Here is a 15,478-nt window from a genome sequence, read left to right as displayed (position 1 = left end):
CGTGTTACTCACCCGTCCGCCGCTAACCTCATCCCGAAGGACAAGATCCGCTCGACTTGCATGTATTAGGCACGCCGCCAGCGTTCGTCCTGAGCCAGGATCAAACTCTCCATGAAATGGTGTTTTCGTTGATCGATGGAAACCGATCCTCGAAAACTCCTTGGTTTTGTTTGACTTGCTCAAACTTTGTTTTATCGCTTTTCCGTTATTTCTAACGGGGCAGTTTTGCTCGTTGTTCAGTTTTCAAAGAACAATTTGTTTTTCGTTTATCGCCCGTTTCTCTCAGCGGCGACTTTTATAATATATCACAGCCGTCTAGATGATTGCAAGTACTTTTTTTCGTCTTTCGACATTTTTTTCAAATGTCGTTTTCGACTTATTTCGTCTTGCCTCAAAAGCGGCGACTATTAATGTACCACAGGGATAAAAGTTAAGTCAACCCTTTAGCAAATAAAATACCCGCTGAATTTAGCGGGCATTTTACAACCACTTTGCATCAGATTGCTGTAAGCAAATACTTTAGCTCCAGTACATCCGGATCACCGTTATCCGGCATAACTGCAACCTCGCGGACGTACGCGCGTTTAACCAGATTCTGAACAATAAGAGACAGATCTATGTGCAGCTCCTGAATCGACGGATAGTTTTGCAGCTCACATATGGTCCAAGGCTCTTGCCTGCTGCTGATTGCTTCAAACAACAAAGAGCAGCATGATTTCATTTTGTTCATCACGGTAAACTCACAAGCAAGCATAACGAGACGGACACGCTGTTCCAGAGATTCCGGACTTGCCGTTAATTCCTCATACAGCTTGTATACGCCCGGATGAACTCTTCGGATCTGCCTCCAAACCGTAAGCTCCGGATGATGGCCTTCTTCTATAAGTACGATATGTGCCCAGTGATGAAGTGCTGTCATGACATGACTGTGCGCATCTAAAATGTTGTTGTCCTCAAGATCCTGCTTTGCTAACAGATAGGTGCGCAAGAAACCGGAAAACTCAGCGAAACGCTTTTGTTCCCGCATGATATCCGGAAATAACATCAATTGCTCACGAATATTCGTCAGGTAATTGTCGCGCTCCATTAATATATCCCCCCGTACCATCCATTGGATCATGCTGCCGTTATCCCTGTTGGCAATCCATTGCTCCAAACGACCGGTGTCAACCGTCCGAACCATAGTCCGTTTGCCATTCAGACAGACGTGTTCGGTTGCTTCACTTGCCCCACTCTCTCGCACAACAAGAAATAAAACGTCCAATCCTTCAATCATCGGATTATAAGGATACGGATTTTCGATTGCTGCCAGACCAACTACATCCAGCTGCGAACGATACGTTTCAATAAAATACTGTTTCGTATTCACTTCGGGCCTCCGTATAGCTAATCCAAAGGGATTAAGCTATAATAATTATCTGTATGGTATTATCTTTTTCGACAAACTGTGGCGGTTTCCTGCTTCCAAATAAAGAAAACCGTTTACGTTACATACGTCTGTCGTTATAGAGAGGAATGGAATAGTGAATAAGATTTTTTTCAAATCGGCAAAAATCAATGAATTCCGTTTGTGGGGCCTCGTCTTTACGCTAGTTGGCATGGGAGTCATGATCATTGGAACAGGCGGAATTGTCTGGTGGGGACATGCCGGCAAAATATTCGCTGCTATCTTTATGGTCATCGGGATGATCTCCCTCCTGATCAGCTGCGTGGTATATTTCTGGGCTGGCATGATGTCGACAAGCGCCACGATGCTGGAATGCCCTGAATGCCACCGACCGACAAAAATGCTTGGCAAAACCGACCGCTGCATGTATTGCAAAACAATGCTTACGCTTGATCCCGCTCAAGCGACTCATGAACCTTCGGTTGAATAGTAATGAAAGAAGCAGCCCCTTGGTGCACGACACCAGGGGCTGCTTCTTTGTTAGGAAAATGATTTAATTATGGCCTCTTGTTAATCGCTTCATCAATTACCGACCAAATCGAGGAGGTCTGGAAGGAACGGTTCCATGTCGCAACTCCCGCCAGATTAAGATCGCGCATAAGCTTTACACGCGACTGAATTGACAATGCATCTTCAATCCATATCCGGTTAAGAGCGCCGTTCTCCGTATATTCCACGTAATTCTGCCCCGCGGCCGGGTCAAGCTTAGGTTTAAGCTTCTTACTCGCAATAATATCCTTCACCTTGTCCATTCCGACAGCCTTGGAGGACACTTTTCCGTCCTGTTCCGTCCAAATGCGGGTATAAAGGGGCATACTCAGAATAAGTTTGTTCGCGGGAACGCCGTCTTCTTCAATAATGCGTTTTACGGAATTTTGCGTCCAGCCAAGAGATGCGACTGAACCCGCCACCGGACTGGAAGACCAGTGCTCATCATACGCCATCACCATCATGTAATCGACTGTACGCCCAAGCGCCGCGCGGTCAAGGAACAAGGACCACAGCTCGCTATTGGATTTCGGCGTTACATCTATCGAGACGACTAGCCCTTGTTCATGCAGGAGAGGAGTCAGCTCTCTAACAAATTGAACAAGATTAGCCTTGTCCGAAGTACGTACATTCTCAAAGTCGATATTAATGCCTTGAAGATCATACGTTTCCGCAAAAGCGAGCAGCTGTCTAATCATCTTGAACCGCGTGTCCGCCTTCGCCAGAGCCTGCGTTGTTTGATCGGGTTCAAAGCCATTGCTGAATAGCGCCCAGACCTGCATTCCCTGCTTATGCGCCCATCGCACATACGACGGATCGACTTTGCCTTTAATGGTTCCGTTCCCGTCCTGAAGCTCGAACCAGGTTGGACTAACCACATTTACACCCTTAAGATTGCCTATGGCATCGGGATCGGGATTTTTCTCGTACACGGCTTCCCAGGTGAGATTGATTTTCTTCCCGAGCACTTTCCAAGGAATAAACGCCTCTTCCTTAGAGGCTTGAGGAACCTTCTCTATACTAGCTAGCTCTACGCTCGACTTCTGCATATAACCAATCTGTCCTTGCGGGCCCTGCACGAAGAGCCATCCGTTCTCCTCTCCCCAAATCCGGACCAACTCGCCTCGAGGCACTTTTTCGGCTATTGGAGAATGTATCGAAGTTTTAGTCCGAATGGCACTACCCTTCGACTTGAGGGCCTTCGCTTGCTGAATAGATTCCCCTGCCTGGAGTAAAATAACGATGCCGGTATCGGGCTTGTATTCTGCCTTCAAGCCGTACAGCTCTTCAAGCGGTGTAATCGGTATATAGACGGCATCATCCTTTGTTTGAGCCGCGATATGCAATTCATAAGGCTTTTGATTGAGTTCTGCGGTGAGCGCATCTGTCTTCAGCCTTAATACTTTATTAGTTGTGGTCAAAATAATGGATCCGGTAGCCGCTTCGTAATAGATAGGCTCGTCCGGTCCAAGCACCTTTTGCAAAGCTGTTATGGGAAGCATGACCTCATCATTATTCAATACAGCGCCTTGATCCATCACTTCGCCTTGATACGTTATCGGATGCTCCAAACCGTAGTCCGGAACGGTTATATGCTGATTAGGGATAAACTTCATGTAAATAAACCATACGCCCATCGCTGCTGCGATAAAAAGCAGGAACAGCATCGTATACCATGCTCCCCCGCCCTTACGGCGGCGCGGCGCCCTGGTGTACATCGTCTCCAATTGCTCACTCTCCTAAAAAGAATTATCACATAAACAGCCTGAGTTAAGGCTGTTTATGATGATTCTTACTTCACCTTAAAGAATTATTACATAAACGGCCTGATTATGGCTGTTCATGATGATTCTTGCTTCGAAAGCTTCACTTTAATAAAAAGACGTGCAAATCCGCGAATTACCGCATCTATGCACGCCTTATTTCTTCTAAACTATAACAAGTTATCGGGTTAGACTCTTGCAGCAGACTCGCAGCAGCTGGAGCATACCCCGTAAATCTCCATACGATGCCCTTCAACCGTAAAACCGGTCTTATGGGAAGCAGCTCGCTCTACTTCCAACAGCGGCGGATATTCAAAATCGACGATCTGGCCGCAGTTCTTGCAAATCGCATGGTAATGGTCGGACAAATCCGCATCAAATCTGCTGGAATCGTCACCGTAGGTTAATTCGCGAACTAGACCCGCTTCGACAAATAACCTCAAGTTATTATATATCGTAGCCACGCTCATACTCGGAAAATTCGGAGACAGCGATTTGTAGATTTCATCGGCTGTCGGATGTGACATCGAGCCCATCAAATAACTCAATATGGCGTGACGTTGCGGGGTCATACGGACGCCATTCATCTTCAACTGTTCAATTGCTTCGTTAACGCTGGCTCCCATTCCCCTCACGCCTTTCTTCTACTAGATAAAGCTATTGTACGTTCATTCAAAATGGTTTGTCAATGAAAGCGCTCATCAACCGGCCTCATTCAACTGTATGTAAATACTGTTAGTTGCATTCACCTGAATTCGGTAAATGCCCGAGCCAATTGTACCCCGAACGGTTTTCTTGCTTACCGTAAGCGGCAAATCGGTTGTAATGCTTCCGAATGTTACCGATCCAAATACAGAATAATCGCCGACCGCAGGAACGCGAAGCTTGATTTCACCGACGGTGCTATCGAGATCCCAATCTCCGCCAACGGCATGGCTCGCGAGCTCGATATTACCGTTAAGCGTAGATGCCTTGACCTCTCCGGTTACTTCCTTCATTGTAATCTTACCGTTCTTGGTTTCCGCCGTCACGTTGCCGGTTACATTGCTTAACGTCATGGCGCCATTCCAGGTTTCCGAAGAAAGATTGCCTGTCAACGCAGCTACGGTCACCGCTCCATTCTTCGTAGACAATTCGGCATCGCCGGTTACATCCTGAAGCTTAATCCCTCCGTTAAGTCCATGAACGACAAGCGGACCTTCGGTCTGTTGAACCCCAATATCGCCATTGTCGCTTTTTAGCTGAAGGCCTCCGGGTGCAGACAGTCCACTGGCTGTGATCGGCCCATTATTGACGTCAACCGTTATGATCATCTGCGGAACGGATTCGGTTTCTGTTTCTGTTAATGGTGTAGCTGTAGAATCGGAAGGCGGAATTTCAGTGCTTTCTACGGGATCCTGGACAGTAATTTGATTCTGCGGAACCGTAATAACGATATTCATACGAGGTTTACGGCTTCCGTTCGTGCCATAAGGCTCGCCTTTAGCCGTAATGTTCATCGAATCAGCATCCGAGACTCTTTCCACAGCCGATTTGGCCGCAATCTGCTCGGCATCCTGCTGATCCGTGACATCTACCCATACTTCGGTATCAATGACAATCTGATTGGTTCCGCCGCCGCGAACCGTTACTTTGCCGTTCGGATTGGAAATTTTGAGCTTGGTTATAGCCGCAGCGTCAAAGGGAACCGTATCCGTTTCCTTCATAAACTTAAAGCCCTTCTCCTCCCCATAGTCGGGGGAGCCGTTCAAATCAACGTATTGATCTAGCCAGCGGAACGGTAGCTCCGCATATTGGGTAACGGTATAGGCGACGACGGATATGACAATCGCGATAACCGCGCCTATAAAGTCAAACCGGAGCCTCTTCGCAGCTTTTCGAAAAATAATGCTGTAAATGATAATCTCTGCGCCAAGCAGAATAAATACGGCAGGCCACCACTTGCCAATTAGCGCTACATCATTGCGGCCCTGCACCTGATCCCACAGCAGCAAGCCGCCAATTGCTATAATAAATATGGCGGCTGTAAACCGCCCCAATCGAAACATGGACTGATCTCCCTTCAATTGCGAGAACCATAAAACCAGCGCTACAGCCATCAGAAACGGACCTACCAGCATCTCCGCCAGATCATCCATCCATGGGATTAACGCAGCTGGCGGATCAATCAGAACAAACAGCAGCACACCAGCTGCCATAATCAATAATCCAATCAGCGGCGATAATTGATCCGTTGATCCCTCTCCGGCATCAGCCCTCGTCTGAAGAGCGTCAAATACGCTGACAAAGTAATAGACAGGCAAGGTAATGCCTAAATAGACAATAAACAGCAGATGCCTTGCAGCGTTCGCATCCGCAAGTCTAAGGATAGCTGCTATATCAAGAACTAGACCGGCGGTCAAAAGCAGTCCTCTCTGATAACGCCCCGTATATAAATGTCCGGCTCCAGGGAGCACAAATGCGAGTAATAAGGTAAGGAGTCTGCTCTTTGGCCGATCTAATCCGAGCTCACGCAATGCACGCCCTCCATCTGCTGAATTTGTTCCAATAAAGCCAGTAACGATTCGTTCTTAGGGAGCTGTACGGTCAAATGAAGCATGAATTGCTGCACGCCATGCTCCCGCTTCCCGCTTTCCTCCAGCATAATCTTTCGGATCACAATCTGTTTCTCCGTCAGCAAGGCGTTCAACGTTCGGACAATCGTTGACTGCTCATCGGCCTGAACGACTAACTGATGCTCCCGCTTGGTGCTGATATATCTTTTCTCCAGCTTGTTGAATGCCCATAAGATAAGAAGAACCAGGACTGTCGTTGTAACTGCAGCAAAATAAAATCCGGCGCCAACCGCAAGCCCAATCGCCGATACGACCCATAAAGAAGCTGCCGTCGTAAGGCCAGTAATGGATTTGCCCGTGAACAGTATCGTGCCCGCTCCAAGGAAACCAACCCCCGTAATAACCGCCGCTGCCAAACGGGCAGGATCGACACGGACGTTCGTCTCATTCACGAAAGAGGAAAAACCATATATGGATAAGAGCATTAGCAAACAGGAACCGATGCATACCAGAATGTTCGTGCGCAGTCCTGCCGCATGATTTGACTGTTCACGCTCAAGGCCGATTAACCCGCCAAGCAGCATGGCGAGCAGCAGCCTCAGTCCAAGATGAAGCTCATTAATATACCAAGGATTTGTCAGATCATGACCCAAGAGGCAGCACAACCTTTCTTTATGATAATTGTACCATATTAGTATGTTATGGACCTGCGTTCCATGAAAAGACGCCGCTCATCGATTAGGATGAGCGGCGTCTGGTTGTACCAAGCGGCAGTTACGCTTTCAGACGTTCAAGCAGAAGCTTATTCACGAGAGCCGGATTCGCTTTGCCCTTTGTCTCTTTCATAATCTGGCCGACCAGGAATCCGATCGCTTTATCTTTTCCTGCCTTAAAGTCCTCCACCGATTGCGGATTCGCTGAAATAATCTGATCCACAACGGCTACAAGCGCGCCTTCGTCGCTAATCTGTACAAGACCTTGCTCCTCAACGATTTGCTGCGGCAGCTTGCCCGACTCCAGCATCGACTTGAAGACCGTCTTGGCGATTTTGCTGCTGATGGTGCCCTTCTCGAGCAGACCGATCATTTCCCCAAGACCTTGGCCGGTAATTTTCACTTCGGAAAGCTCCAGGCTGTTTGCATTCAGATAGCCCAGAAGGTCGCCCATAATCCAGTTGGATACCGCTTTAGCATCCTTTGTATAGTTCAAGCTTTCCTCAAAGAAATCAGCAAGCTTCTTCGAAGAAGTAATAACTTCCGCGTCGTAGGACGGCAGACCGTATTCGCTTGTGTAACGGGCCTTTCTTGCATCCGGAAGCTCCGGAATCGAGGCGCGGACACGATCTTTCCATTCCTGACTGATGTTCAGACGAACAAGGTCAGGATCCGGGAAGTACCGGTAATCATGCGATTCTTCCTTGCCCCGCATCGAGAAGGTTTTGCCCTGCGTATCATCCCATCGGCGTGTCTCTTGAACAACCAGACCACCGTCGTTCAGAATCTCCGCCTGGCGGATTTGTTCATATTCCAGACCGCGTTGAACGCCGCGGAACGAGTTCATGTTCTTCAATTCGGCACGCGTGCCAAACTTCTCTTGCCCATAAGGACGAAGGCTGATGTTGGCGTCGCAGCGGAGACTGCCCTCTTCCATCTTCACGTCGGATACATCGCAGTACAGCATAATAGCTTTGAGCTTCTCGAGGTAAGCCTTCGCTTCTTCCGGCGTACGGATATCCGGCTCGGATACGATCTCGACAAGCGGAGTACCAACGCGATTGAAGTCAACGAGAGAAGCATATCCGCCGTCCACATGCGTAAGCTTGCCGGCATCTTCCTCCAGATGGAGTCGGGTAATACCGATCCGCTTGGTCTCTCCGTTCACTTCGATATCAATCCAGCCGTTTTCGCCAATCGGCTGATCAAACTGCGAGATTTGATACGCTTTTGGCGAGTCCGGATAGAAATAGTTTTTGCGGTCGAATTTGCTAATGTCGGCGATTTCGCAGTTCAGCGCCATTGCCGCTTTCATCGCGTATTCGACAGCTTGCTTGTTCAATACGGGCAGAACGCCCGGGTGCCCGAGACATACCGGGCATGTATGAGTATTAGCCGGAGCACCAAAAGCGGTAGAGCAGCCACAGAAAATTTTACTGTTCGTATGCAGCTCCACGTGCACTTCCAGACCAACTACCGTTTCGTATTTAGTCGCTTCAGACATCGTTATATCTCCCTTCACCCCAGCTGCGGCCGTAATTTATGGAATTCGGTTTGCTGCTCAAACGCATGAGCCGCACGCAGCACGGTCGATTCATCAAATGCCTTGCCGATGATTTGCAGACCGATTGGCATGCCGTCGGCCGTTCCGCACGGAACGCTGATTGCCGGAATACCCGCAAGACTTACCGGAATCGTACAAATATCGTTCAGGTACATCGTCAGCGGATCGCCAACCTGCTCGCCAATCTTGAACGCCGTTGTCGGAGCCGTTGGGCCGATGATGATATCGTATTGATTGAAGACATTATCGAAGTCCTGCTTGATCAGCGTGCGGACCTTTTGCGCTTTCAAATAATACGCATCGTAGTAACCGGAGCTAAGCGCATAAGTACCCAGCATGATCCGGCGTTTCACTTCCGGGCCAAAGCCTTGGCTGCGCGATTTGCGGTACAGGTCGATCAGGTTGTCCGGATTGTCCGCGCGGACGCCGTAACGAACGCCGTCAAAGCGAGCCAGGTTGGACGATGCTTCCGAGGAAGAAAGCAGATAGTAAGTCGCAATGGCGTATTCCGTATGCGGAAGCGATACTTCCTCCCAGGTTGCGCCCATGCTCTCGAAGGTTTTGAGCGCGTGCATAACCGCTTCTTTCACCTTCGGATCAATACCTTCGCCCAGATACTCTCTAGGCACGCCAATTCGGAGGCCTTTCACATCGCCCGTAAGAGCGCTTGTGTAATCCGGAATATCCACGTTGGCGGATGTCGAATCCTTCTCGTCGTAGCCGGCAATCGCTTGCAGCACGTACGCGGAATCTTCGACGTTTTTCGTCAATGGTCCGATCTGGTCAAGGGATGATGCGAATGCAACAAGACCAAAGCGCGACACAAGTCCGTATGTCGGCTTCAAACCAACAATGCCGCAATAAGCAGCAGGCTGGCGGATCGAACCGCCTGTGTCAGAGCCAAGAGAGAAATAAACTTGCCCAGCCGCAACCGAAGCCGCAGAACCGCCGCTCGAACCGCCCGGAACATATTCCGGATTCCATGGGTTGCGCGTTGGATAATAGCTGGAGTTCTCGTTGGAGCCGCCCATTGCGAACTCGTCCATGTTCAGCTTGCCGATCGTAACCGACTGTGCCGACTTCAGCTTGGACACCGTTGTTGCGTCATAAATCGGATTATAGTTGCTCAGGAACTGGCTCGCGCATGTCGTAAGCAGCCCTTCCGTCACGATATTATCCTTCACGCCGGCCGGCAGTCCAAACAGAAGACCGCGTTCGCCGCCCTCCTGAAGCTGCTTGTCCAGGCTATCCGCCTGGCGGCGGGCATTTTCTTCGTTTAACGTAAGAAAAGATTTAATCTTCTCGTCTGTCTCCGCAATGCGGCGGTAAGATGCGTCCACCAAATCGGAAACCGTCAATTCTTTGTTATTGAGCTTGCTATGTACATCCTGTAGGCGTAAATCAAACAGTGACAACAGCAGTTCCTCCCTTCAAGTACCTGTAAATTCTATTCCAATACAGCCGGCACTTTAATCTGGCCGTCTTCTTCATCCGGTGCGTTAAGCAGCACTTTCTCAATCGGAAGCGATTCGCGGGTAATATCTTCCCGCATCACATTCGTAATCGGCAGCACGTGGCTTGTTGGCTCTACATTGTCTGTATCCAGGCCATTCAGCTTCTCGGCATATTTCAGGATCGCATTAAGCTGTCCCGTAAATTGTTCTTTTTCTTCATTCGAGAGCTCAAGCCGCGCCAAATTCGCAACATGCTCAACATCTTTAATCGTAATGCTCATGGATGCTTCGTCCTCCCTTGTAACCTTGTACTCATTCCTCCTATTATAGCTTATAATCGTCATTTCACAAAGTGGTAAGGCACGCAAAATGAAACGGAGCCTCTCCCGGGTAAGGGATCAGCTCCGCTAAGATGATTGCTGTTATATCCACGCCTTCAGATTAACCTGGCGAATAAAGTCTTCTCTCGATTGGCTCTCTACGCCCGCGCTCTCCGGCTCTTCGTGCACTTCTTCGCCTTTCACAATCCGGTTAAACAATTCCTCATTAAACGTGGCAAGCGCATAATCGATCAACGCTTCCCTTTCAATCCGGTCAACCTCTTCCTGCAGCAGTACTTCCTCCAGCTCGACATCCTCATCCGGAACAAGGAAATTGCGGTTAGCCGCGGGTACTCTTACCACATAGTCGAACACGTTGTCCGCATTGCGATCATAAGCAATTATATAACCATACTCCCCAAGAGGGAGATTTTGCTCGAATTGGTCAGCGATTATTACGACCTTTGCCCCTAAACTCAGCATTGTCTTCACTCCTGTCTATCACGCTGTCTATCACTATTATCCTACTAAAAAATAATAGCGGTGTCCAATAACGGGAGGAATGCCTCCCGTCTTTTACCGTTTACTGGAGCGGCTGTACCAGTCCCAGACACGTTCGACATCCTCCCGCTCCAGGCAGAAAACGCGGTAAGCCTGCATACTGCCAAGCACATGTGCGGATATCGACAGCAGCTCCCTCTTTTGCTGACCTTTCGTCCTCCTCGCGGTCATTGACACAATTTGTGGTCTGCGCATGTAATAAGTGATTCGCGCCAGGTTGCGCTTTCGGAGGGTCAGCTGCCCGTTCTCCAGCTTCATGCCCGCAGCGGACAAGCAGCTCCAGCTCCAGGCTGCGGCAAGCGGCAGCAGGATGAGCGACCACAAGCCTTGGTTATGGAAAAAGTAGATGATCACCGCGCAGAGAAGACTAGTAATAAGCAGTCCTTTCCAGACATAATCGAAATACGCCCGCTTCGGGGCAGCTGCTTGAACCTGCGCCGCTGTAAACTGCGGGACAAAGCAAGCCATAACCGAATCGATCGACTTTACCGGCATAAACGGATGCAGCATTAAGCGTTCCATTTTATCCGAAGATACGACCTGTAATTGAATCTGGGCAAAGCCGATCCACTGGTGGAGAAGACCCTCCTGCACGATAACCGCCTGGACTTTGCGGGAATCAAAGTGATGCACTTTTTTCTCCAACAAGCCATAAGAAATCGATATCTGTTCCTCCTGTTTGTCTGCCGCAAATCCCGAAAACTTGATCACGTACAAGACAAGAGAGAGCAGCCAAGCAAATGCGAGCCCGCACACGGCAATAATCGCAATAACCGTATAGCTCGGATCGACGCTGGTGGATTCCTCATAGAGCCGGGAATACAAGTTTGGGGCCAGCTCGCTAATAAAATCATCAGCCAAGGAAATAACCCCTGCAATAAAGGCAGCAACGAGTCCAAAATTCAAAGAGGTAGCAGCGGCCAGCAGCAATTGGCCCGCGCTTAATTGAAGCTTCGGGATGTCGTGGACCTCGGGCAATGACCGGCCCTGATCCTTAGGCCCTTCCACGTTCTGCAAAACAGCCTCCGCCTGCGGGTCAACCGTCGATAACATCAGCTTCTGCAGCTGTCTGGCATCCTTATCGGTTAGAGCGGCAAGAACCCCTTCCGCCTTCTTGTTCCCGCCCGGCGTCTCGATCTTGACCTGCGTGACGCCAAGCAGCCTCTGCAGCAGAGGCTGCTCGAGATTAATGGAATGAATCCGGCCGAAGTAGATCGTCTTCTCGTCCCTGAACAGGATGCCTTTGCGGATGACAATGCGGTCCTCCTCCACGGTGAAAGAGAACTTGCGCCAGCCTAATAGACCAAGAAACATCAACAGAGTTACACTGGCCAAAATCCCGAGATAGATATAACCGTTTAATTCCGCCCAGTTCACCCCTTGAAGCAAGGTAATAATGATGAGCGGCAACAAGCCTTTCACCGTATTGAACAGCGGGAACAGGATATAAATCGGATGCAGCCTGCGCGGCTTGTTTCTTTTAATCATCCAAATCATCTACTTTCGCAAGCTGTCCGATCCTTCTCTTCAGAAAATGGGCTTCGCTTTGCTTCAGGCCGCTGATCCGGTGCGTTGTTGCCGCCGTTACAACCGCGACGCTGGCAAGCTCGTATTTGCGCATCAGAGGTCCGCTCTCCAGCTCCACATGCTGCACGCGCACCATCGGGATCAGCACATTGCGAATGATGATTAATCCCGATTTAATCTCCAGCTCCTCATCAAACAGCTCATACTGGAAACGCCGGTACTTCAATTCGGGGAAGAGCCAGACAAACAGAAAGGCCGATATCGTGACAAGCGCGAGACCGATAAAGCCGGGAATAAAGGTCCAATGCTTCCAGGCCGCAAAGGTGAGATAGGCGATCACAAGCACGTACATCACCAGATGTGTAAGAAGCGAGCTTACCCGATAAACGGTAATGTAATCACGATGAAGTCTCTTTGACAATAGACGATCCATACCGGCAAAGCCCCCTTGGTTTACCATCTCTTATGGCAATTTGATTAGTCCTTCTCTGGTAAACGTTAAAGCCCGAGGGCGGGCGGCCGTGATCAGATAACTGTTCTCGATCCCGACAACTCCTTCTCCGGGAAAAGTAAACTTCGGCTCGACAGCAATAACCATTCCCGCTTCAAGCGGAAAATCAAAGCCTTTGGCCAGGACAGGCCATTCGTCGATCTCAAGCCCTATTCCATGACCCAAAAATTTAGCCTGATCAGCTCCATAGCCCATAAAATGCGAGGAAAGCCCCGCTTCATCCGCTTGTTCAAGCGCTCTTGCGTAAAGGGCCGAACAGATAGCTCCCTGTACCATTCCGTTCTCGGCCTCCCGAATAATGGCTTCGGTTACCTCATAGGCATGAGACAGCTTTTCCGGCAGTTCTCCGATAACAGCTGTACGGGTCTGGTCAATCACATAGCCGTCTATACAGCAGCCAATATCCATCAGAATCGGCTCATTGCGTTCAATCGGCCGGCGGCTGACGCTTTGCGGCGAGGTCGCTCCCAGGCCAAGCCCGCCGGCAGGTCCATCAAAATAAGTAGGGACGGCTGCAGCAGGACCTGCGATAAACATGCCTGTAGCGATCTCCTGGTTGTAGCCGCGCATCCGCATCAGGCCGATATGCCCTCTGCTGCGCAGCTCATACTCCACACGCGCCATCCATTCCAGTTCCGTAACGCCCGGCTTGAGGAAATTAAGGGCTTCATTCAATGCTTCATCAACAACGGCTGCCGCTGCTTCAAACCGGCTGATCTCAAAAGCCGACTTGATCATCCGCTGCCGTCTAATCATGGCGGAGCCGTCAACGACGGCGCTTGCGCCGGCTGACTGCAGCAGCCCTGACAGCTTCAGATAGGTTTGCGCAGGCAGCACATCCAGATCCGCCGCAATGGTAATCTTGCTGCCCGCTCCCCCGGTGAAGAGGTGGGAGAACTCCTTCGCCAGCGTCTCGCCAAACTGACGGAATGCCCCAAGTTCTTTTACGGAAATAACACTTTCAAGCTTGGCTCGCTCAAGGCTCCTTTTTACAAAGAAAACCGGTTCCCCATGCGACGGAATAAAAGCATATCCGTTCTGCATGGAGCCGGTATAGTAATAGAGATCTATATTTTGCGTCAGAAGAAACCCGTCGACCGACGAAGCCCTCATTCCTTCCTGAAGCTTCGCGATCCTCTCCCGTACAGCTTCCTCAGATATATCCTTCTTAATGTCCATTCTAAGCCAACTCCTAACTTCCATATTCCCCCTTTATTACATCAATTTTATGATGGATCGTCAACAGGGAACGAAAGGATTCGTTCCATCTCCCCCTCCTTCAAAGAATTGGCGCATGCTCTTTGCGGCAATTCTTGCTTCGTAAGCATAGGCTTAAAGAATTGGCGCATGCTCTTTGCGGCAATTCTTGCTTCGTAAGCATAGGCTTAAAGAATTGGCGCATGCTCTTTGCGGCAATTCTTGCTTCGTAAGCATGGACTTAAAGAATTGACGCATGCTCTTTGCGGGAATTCTTGCTTCGTAAAATTTCAGCTACGTTACCGTCAGCTCGGAAATGCCCTTGATATCCCACTCGATTGGCTCAAGCAGCGTAAACGCACGCGGGTAAACGACATGGATAATAAGAACCACACCCGGTCTTTGCAGAGTCGCTTCAAAATCATACTGCTCATTTCTGTATGTATAAGGAAAAGAATGATCGTCATTAATTACTTCGAATACAAGAACATTCACCCGTTCACGGACAGGCGAGTTAGGCAGGGGATTCCCTTGCCCGTCAAGCTGCAGATTCGCCTGCAGGTAGGCAGCCGCAGCGGCTTCCGCCGCAGAGGGATCAATCCTCAGAATGCCCGCAGCCATCGCTGCCGGATCCAGCTGCTGCGAAGCCGCATGAGCCGCGCGGTTCAGCGCGTGCTTCCCCTGATAGAGCAGCTTCATCGCCATTTCCTCATCCGTTTGCAGAAAATGCACCGATACCCATACCGTCATCATTAATACGATCAACATCAGCTTATACATGGCAGCTCCTCTTTTAACGCCTTACGGCATGTACTCGCTCATCTTCATCCCAAACGTCCGCATCCGGCTGTCCGGAGAAATGGGAGCTAGTCCAATCAAACGGTCGATCTGGAACAAGTTCTCATACGGATAGCTCATCTGCAGCATCATTCCCGATCCCCTCGGCAAAGGTGAAGCCGGATCAGTCGCAGCAAGACCGTTATCCGCCGTCACCTCGAATCGGACAAGCTCCGGTCGCATTCCGAAGGCGGCAAGACGCTCTTTCGACTGCTCCATCATGGCTGCATCAATGTAACCGTAGCTCCCGCTTGCCCCGACCTCGAGCAAGTAATCGGTCTCTTGCTGAAGCACCGCCTGCCTTGCAATCAGCACATGCTTATAAATCGGTGAAAACATCATCCAGCACACCATGGCGGCAAACAACACGAATACTAAAATATTTCTCATGGGCTCATCTGCCGGATATAGGCGCCGATTGCCGCTCCGGAGCGTTCCACCTGCCGCTTCGTGCCGCCTTCTCCGCCGGTAATCCCCGTATACAGCAGAATGACGGTCACCAGTAGCAGCATCGATATAAGCAAACTCCTCAACGCCGCT

General features: G+C 49.8%; 16 protein-coding genes and 1 rRNA gene. 1 reads left to right on the top strand and 16 read right to left on the bottom strand.

From position 1 onward, the window contains the following. Both M3194_RS27325 and M3194_RS31525 read right to left on the bottom strand, forming a co-directional pair. A 16S ribosomal RNA gene (locus tag M3194_RS27325) occupies nt 1–116 on the bottom strand; the annotation flags it as partial. A gap of 380 nt (nt 117–496) precedes the next feature. After that, entirely contained in the window at nt 497–1,369 is an 873-nt protein-coding gene (locus M3194_RS31525) for a nucleotidyltransferase-like protein (protein ID WP_251657296.1), read from the bottom strand. Nucleotides 1,370–1,532: 163 nt separating this feature from the next. On the opposite strand from M3194_RS31525, the gene M3194_RS27315 reads away from it, so the two are divergent. Then, nucleotides 1,533–1,877, top strand: coding sequence for a YgzB family protein (locus M3194_RS27315; protein WP_165930843.1), 345 nt, complete (start codon nt 1,533–1,535; stop codon nt 1,875–1,877). Between the two features lie 67 nt (nt 1,878–1,944). Here M3194_RS27315 and M3194_RS27310 read toward each other — a convergent pair whose 3' ends face one another. The 14 genes from M3194_RS27310 to M3194_RS27245 form a co-directional block, all read right to left on the bottom strand. Then, entirely contained in the window at nt 1,945–3,654 is a 1,710-nt protein-coding gene (locus M3194_RS27310) for a glycosyl hydrolase family 18 protein (protein ID WP_251657303.1), read from the bottom strand. Between the two features lie 233 nt (nt 3,655–3,887). After that, nucleotides 3,888–4,325, bottom strand: coding sequence for a peroxide-responsive transcriptional repressor PerR (gene perR / locus M3194_RS27305; protein ID WP_251657295.1), 438 nt, complete (start codon nt 4,323–4,325; stop codon nt 3,888–3,890). A gap of 75 nt (nt 4,326–4,400) precedes the next feature. Next, on the bottom strand, nt 4,401–6,215 hold the full coding sequence (locus tag M3194_RS27300; protein ID WP_311292226.1) for a DUF6677 family protein: 1,815 nt from the start codon (nt 6,213–6,215) through the stop codon (nt 4,401–4,403). Beyond that, on the bottom strand, nt 6,197–6,895 hold the full coding sequence (locus tag M3194_RS27295) for an MgtC/SapB family protein (RefSeq protein ID WP_251657302.1): 699 nt from the start codon (nt 6,893–6,895) through the stop codon (nt 6,197–6,199). The genes M3194_RS27300 and M3194_RS27295 overlap by 19 nt, the downstream gene beginning before the upstream one ends. 133 nt (nt 6,896–7,028) lie before the next feature. Beyond that, complete coding sequence (gene gatB / locus M3194_RS27290; protein ID WP_251657293.1) at nt 7,029–8,471, bottom strand: Asp-tRNA(Asn)/Glu-tRNA(Gln) amidotransferase subunit GatB; 1,443 nt, start codon at nt 8,469–8,471, stop codon at nt 7,029–7,031. A 14-nt stretch (nt 8,472–8,485) separates the two neighbouring features. After that, complete coding sequence (gene gatA, locus M3194_RS27285) at nt 8,486–9,946, bottom strand: Asp-tRNA(Asn)/Glu-tRNA(Gln) amidotransferase subunit GatA (protein ID WP_251657292.1); 1,461 nt, start codon at nt 9,944–9,946, stop codon at nt 8,486–8,488. A gap of 32 nt (nt 9,947–9,978) precedes the next feature. Next, nucleotides 9,979–10,266, bottom strand: a complete 288-nt coding sequence (gene gatC, locus M3194_RS27280) for an Asp-tRNA(Asn)/Glu-tRNA(Gln) amidotransferase subunit GatC (RefSeq protein ID WP_251657291.1) — start codon at nt 10,264–10,266, stop codon at nt 9,979–9,981. Nucleotides 10,267–10,407: 141 nt separating this feature from the next. After that, nucleotides 10,408–10,788, bottom strand: a complete 381-nt coding sequence (locus M3194_RS27275) for an ATPase (RefSeq protein WP_251657290.1) — start codon at nt 10,786–10,788, stop codon at nt 10,408–10,410. A gap of 93 nt (nt 10,789–10,881) precedes the next feature. Next, entirely contained in the window at nt 10,882–12,354 is a 1,473-nt protein-coding gene (locus tag M3194_RS27270) for a PH domain-containing protein (protein WP_251657289.1), read from the bottom strand. Then, nucleotides 12,347–12,826, bottom strand: a complete 480-nt coding sequence (locus M3194_RS27265) for a PH domain-containing protein (RefSeq protein WP_251657288.1) — start codon at nt 12,824–12,826, stop codon at nt 12,347–12,349. The genes M3194_RS27270 and M3194_RS27265 overlap by 8 nt, the downstream gene beginning before the upstream one ends. A 30-nt stretch (nt 12,827–12,856) precedes the next feature. Further along, nucleotides 12,857–14,083, bottom strand: coding sequence for a M24 family metallopeptidase (locus M3194_RS27260; RefSeq protein ID WP_251657287.1), 1,227 nt, complete (start codon nt 14,081–14,083; stop codon nt 12,857–12,859). Nucleotides 14,084–14,395: 312 nt separating this feature from the next. After that, nucleotides 14,396–14,881, bottom strand: coding sequence for a hypothetical protein (locus tag M3194_RS27255; RefSeq protein ID WP_251657286.1), 486 nt, complete (start codon nt 14,879–14,881; stop codon nt 14,396–14,398). Between the two features lie 21 nt (nt 14,882–14,902). After that, nucleotides 14,903–15,328, bottom strand: a complete 426-nt coding sequence (locus M3194_RS27250; RefSeq protein ID WP_251657285.1) for a hypothetical protein — start codon at nt 15,326–15,328, stop codon at nt 14,903–14,905. Beyond that, entirely contained in the window at nt 15,325–15,471 is a 147-nt protein-coding gene (locus M3194_RS27245) for a hypothetical protein (protein WP_251657284.1), read from the bottom strand. Before M3194_RS27245 ends, M3194_RS27250 begins: the two co-directional genes overlap by 4 nt. Between the last annotated feature and the right edge of the window lie 7 nt (nt 15,472–15,478).

This window comes from Paenibacillus glycanilyticus (assembly GCF_023715145.1).
GTDB classification, from domain to species: domain Bacteria; phylum Bacillota; class Bacilli; order Paenibacillales; family Paenibacillaceae; genus Pristimantibacillus; species Pristimantibacillus glycanilyticus_A.
Note: the sequence above shows the minus strand (reverse complement) of the source record. Positions and strands in the feature narration are given on the sequence as shown.